Origin of the sequence: Virgibacillus alimentarius (assembly GCF_000709085.1) — a bacterium.
Lineage (GTDB): Bacteria > Bacillota > Bacilli > Bacillales > Amphibacillaceae > Virgibacillus_B > Virgibacillus_B alimentarius.
In genome coordinates this window covers 1-3,887 of the sequence record NZ_JFBD01000078.1, presented here as the reverse complement: position 1 = coordinate 3,887, position 3,887 = coordinate 1, and the positions used below count along the sequence as shown (strand labels likewise).

The window sequence follows — 3,887 nt, the reverse complement described above, 5'->3', positions numbered from 1 at the left end:
AATGGATAGCTTACGGGTTTATCAACACTTTTGACCCCTATATTTTCCTCTTGCATATTGCTGGAATCGGTGCTTGGGGATTAGGTGCAAATCCAGGGTATACATGGTTAATTATTTATACGGTAATTGCTCTATATTATATTAAACGCTATATTGATAAAAAGGAAATAGTAAAGAAAATTTATGATTATTTCCCAAACACTACACAAATTGCTACTTCTCCTACGATTAAACAAAATTACTGGCGAGTAGCTATTACAACACCTGATAAGTTTTATGTAGGTGCTGTTGAAAATGGTCATATCCAAATTATAGATGAATTTGAGAAAATACCATTGCCTGATTCAACAATTATGGATGTGGCCAAAGAGGATAAAAATGTCTCCGCATTCTTGTCGTTCTCTCCAGTTTATCGCTGGGAAATTACTGAATATGATGATTTTACGGAAGTACGGTTTATCGATTTGCGCTACAGGTCAAATGAGCGTTATCCTTTTGTAGCCGTAGTCCAAATAGGCGATAATATGAGCATTTTGAATTCATATACAGGTTGGATTTTTTCAGAGCACAAATTACAAAGCAAGTTATATATTGGTGATAACCCAATTTAAAAACAGCAGGCAGAAATTGCCTGTTGTTTTTATTTTTTATCCCCTAATAAAGATATTGGGATAGCTTCTTCTTTTTCATAAAATTCATCCAGTAAATTTATCCGATGCCCCCAAGCAAAAACCCCATTTATGAAGTTAATTTTAAATGTGTGTCCTGGGTCACCTTTTAATTCAAAGATTTCATTAGGTTTAAAATCATCAGGATTTAGTGTATATGCCAAAGCAACTTGCATTTTACGTTCGTTGATTGCTACTTCACTAATATTCCCCAATTGCTCTGCTTTTTGAGCTTTTTCTTTTAGTTTTCCTATTTCTGTGCGCAATTGTTCTATTGTATAGTCACTATACCGATAGTTCATTTTACTTTTGCTCCCTTCGCTTTCATTTTATCAACTTTCGACAAATTCATCTATATATTTATTAATTAACTCAAAATCAAAACCTTTTCGATATAATGATGCTTTCAATTTATTCCTCAATTCAACTCCAGACGCTTTGCGCTCATATTTTCTAAATAATTTGTCTCCATGATAAATAATTGCTTCCCATTCTGCTTCTTTATCTTCATCATTTTTTATAAATGCTATGATATCTTGTACTATTTCTTGTGTGAAACCTTTTTGCATAAGGATCGCTTGTATTTGTTCAACTTGTTTACGAAGAGAATTTTTTTTGACTTGTTTTCGTTTTTTCTCTGCTAGTTTATATGCTTTTTCATGTTGAATTTCATAAGTATATGCTCTGATGGACTGACTAGCTATCGTATTTAAAACACCCTTTTGGATCAATTCTCTTTTTACAAGCATTGGGCCTTTGTTCGTTGTTTGAATTCTTGTACGAACAAAGGATTCAGCAAATTGTTTATCATCGATAAGCTTTTCCTTTATTAACTTATCAATAATTTGCTTTATATGCGCAGGATCAACCTCTTTTTTACTTAAATAATCGTAAATTTCTTTCTCTGTCCTCATTCGGTAGCTTAAAAAATGAATAACTTGGGTATATGTTTTATGTATCGTATCTTCCTGAATGAGCTCATTAATGATTGACGCTTCTAAGTCAAGATCTTTGCGAAGTCTATATTTAATTAAGACGGCTTCATCTACACTAAATCCGTATTTTTCACTATCTCCATCATTTAAAAAGATGTTATAACGAGTTTTACTTTTTTTTTGCGTTGTGATCCGTGAAATTTTCACCATTCTTTAAACACCTCTTCTTCTTATATTAACATGAAAAGCATTTCTTTATCGCTGTAAGAATCGTCCATTATTACGTATACTATATTTAAAAGCACGCTACTTGAGAAAGGTGGTTGTATCATTGAATATATTAATAACTGGTGGCACTGGCTTTGTTGGCAGAGAGCTTACCAAGGCACTTCATCAAAAAAATCATAACACTTATATACTTACAAGATCCCCTGAAAACTATAAAAACACATCGAATACTACCTATATCAGTTATAATTATCCCGCAGAAGAGCTTCCTGTTATTCATGGCGTTGTAAATCTTGCCGGAGAATCACTGTTTGGCTATTGGTCAAAACGAAAAAAAGATGCCATTTTTAAAAGCAGAATTGATACCACACAAAAAGTGCTTGATATCATAAAGAAATTACATAAAAAACCTGATGTATTGATCAGTGGTTCTGCTGTCGGGTTTTATGGCTTTTCAGAGGACCTCATTTTCACAGAAGCAACAATGAAGCCTGGTAAAGACTTTTTGGCCAAAGTGGTAATGGAATGGGAAAAAGTGGCAAAACAAGCAAGAGAAATGGACATCCGAACAGTCTTTACAAGATTTGGTGTTATTTTAGGAAAAGAAGGTGCCCTCCCATATATGCAGCTCCCTGTGAAACTTTTTGCCGGCGGAAAAATTGGTAATGGGGAGCAGTGGCTTTCATGGGTTCATTTGGAAGATGCCGTTAACTTAATCCTCTTCTGTTTATTTAACAACCATGTAGAAGGCCCTGTAAACATCACAGCACCACATCCAAAGAGAAATAAGGATTTTATAAAAATAATGGCAAATATTTTAAAACGCCCATACTGGCTACCTGTTCCCTATCCTTTCGTCCGCGTTGCAGTTGGTGAAATGAGTCAATTAATTGCAAAAGGGCAATATGTACTGCCAAAGAAAGCTAAAGACAACAATTTTCAATTTGCTTTCCCTTATTTAAAAGAAGCTCTCCAGGATATTAACAGATAAATGTATATTTATAACGAAGAAGGCAATCCTATTTTATAAGCGAGGGATGCTATGATGCGAAATAATTCAAAAGGGAACCAGCCAGAAAAATTTTTAAAGAAAACACAAGAAGTACTTTATCAAAAGGAATTTAAACAAGCTGACCGCGTATATCATCAATTTACGCAAAGAGAAAACCGGAGCTGATCGCTTCGGTTTTTTCATATTTAGATCCTCTTTCTATTATTTTACCTTTACAGTTGTTATTTTTCTTAACATAAACCAAGTTATGCCATACAATACAATCCCTACTAATAATACTTCATAAAAAAATGTCAGGTCGAATGATTGATATAAATTCATGAAAAAGTCGGTAAGCCAACCTTGGGCAAAGCCTAATAACAAAATGATAACAAAGATACCAACTCCACTTCCTCCTCCTAATAATCCATACCTATAAAAGACCAAACCGATCAAAAACATAATAGATAATAAGAAGAACATAACGGAAGCATCAATGATTACACGTGTTAACCATGTATTCGAAAGTAGTTCAGCTGGGTGCATTAATTGATATGTTTTGATTCCAAACGTTTCTGTTATCGTTTCAAGTATGGTTTGTAATGTACTAGTTAATACCGCTTTTAAAAATGCTAAAATGATAAAAAAGATTCCTATACTTAAAAAGATATTTTTCCTTGTTGCACCTACTTTGATCGAAAAAGGAATGCTTTCTTTTACTGCGATAAAACCAAAAATCGAACAATAAATATAAATGGGAAATGATAATACAAAATACATTTTTGTATTCTCTGCATTTGGTAAAAAATAAGCGATCACTAAAGTAATAAACAATGTACTAAGCAAAATAGTCCAAAATATACTTAATGAATGTTTAGCGTCGGTAATATATGTGTACAACAAACCCTTTATCTGCCTTTTCATACTTATGCCCCCTCGTATAATATGTTTAGTCTTAAATATTTTCTTATTAATTATTTTCAATCTACCTAATAACACTTTGAGCGTAACTCCGTTACCCTTCACTGCTGGCGGACGCTTTCCGCGGGCATGGCTTGAGCCCTC

General features: G+C 33.4%; 5 protein-coding genes and 1 pseudogene. 3 read left to right on the top strand and 3 right to left on the bottom strand.

Annotated features, from left to right (window positions below; all coding sequences use genetic code 11):
• A pseudogene (locus GZ63_RS18165) lies at positions 1-611 on the top strand (metal-dependent hydrolase); the annotation flags it as partial.
• A 29-nt stretch (positions 612-640) separates the two neighbouring features.
• Here the strand turns inward: GZ63_RS18165 and GZ63_RS0112560 are convergent.
• Together GZ63_RS0112560 and recX are read right to left on the bottom strand one after the other, a co-directional pair.
• Entirely contained in the window at positions 641-970 is a 330-nt protein-coding gene (locus GZ63_RS0112560) for a YfhH family protein (protein ID WP_029270083.1), read from the bottom strand.
• 30 nt (positions 971-1,000) lie between these two features.
• Complete coding sequence (gene recX, locus GZ63_RS0112555) at positions 1,001-1,813, bottom strand: recombination regulator RecX (RefSeq protein WP_029270081.1); 813 nt, start codon at positions 1,811-1,813, stop codon at positions 1,001-1,003.
• Between the two features lie 121 nt (positions 1,814-1,934).
• Between recX and GZ63_RS0112550 the strand changes: the two genes are divergently transcribed.
• A complete protein-coding gene (locus tag GZ63_RS0112550; RefSeq protein ID WP_029270079.1) occupies positions 1,935-2,822 on the top strand; it encodes a TIGR01777 family oxidoreductase in 888 nt (295 codons plus the stop codon).
• Positions 2,823-2,876: 54 nt separating this feature from the next.
• Positions 2,877-3,008, top strand: a complete 132-nt coding sequence (locus tag GZ63_RS17930; protein ID WP_226374411.1) for a YfhE family protein — start codon at positions 2,877-2,879, stop codon at positions 3,006-3,008.
• A 36-nt stretch (positions 3,009-3,044) separates the two neighbouring features.
• Here the strand turns inward: GZ63_RS17930 and GZ63_RS0112540 are convergent.
• On the bottom strand, positions 3,045-3,887 hold an 843-nt coding region (locus GZ63_RS0112540; RefSeq protein ID WP_226374409.1), incomplete at its 5' end, for a hypothetical protein.

What these genes read in the sequence shown, in the direction of transcription:
- GZ63_RS0112560 (WP_029270083.1), bottom strand. Translation starts at nt 970, where the DNA reads ATGAACTATCGGTATAGTGACTATACAATAGAACAATTGCGCACAGAA.
- GZ63_RS17930 (WP_226374411.1), top strand. Translation starts at nt 2,877, where the DNA reads ATGCGAAATAATTCAAAAGGGAACCAGCCAGAAAAATTTTTAAAGAAA.
- recX (WP_029270081.1), bottom strand. Translation starts at nt 1,813, where the DNA reads ATGGTGAAAATTTCACGGATCACAACGCAAAAAAAAAGTAAAACTCGT.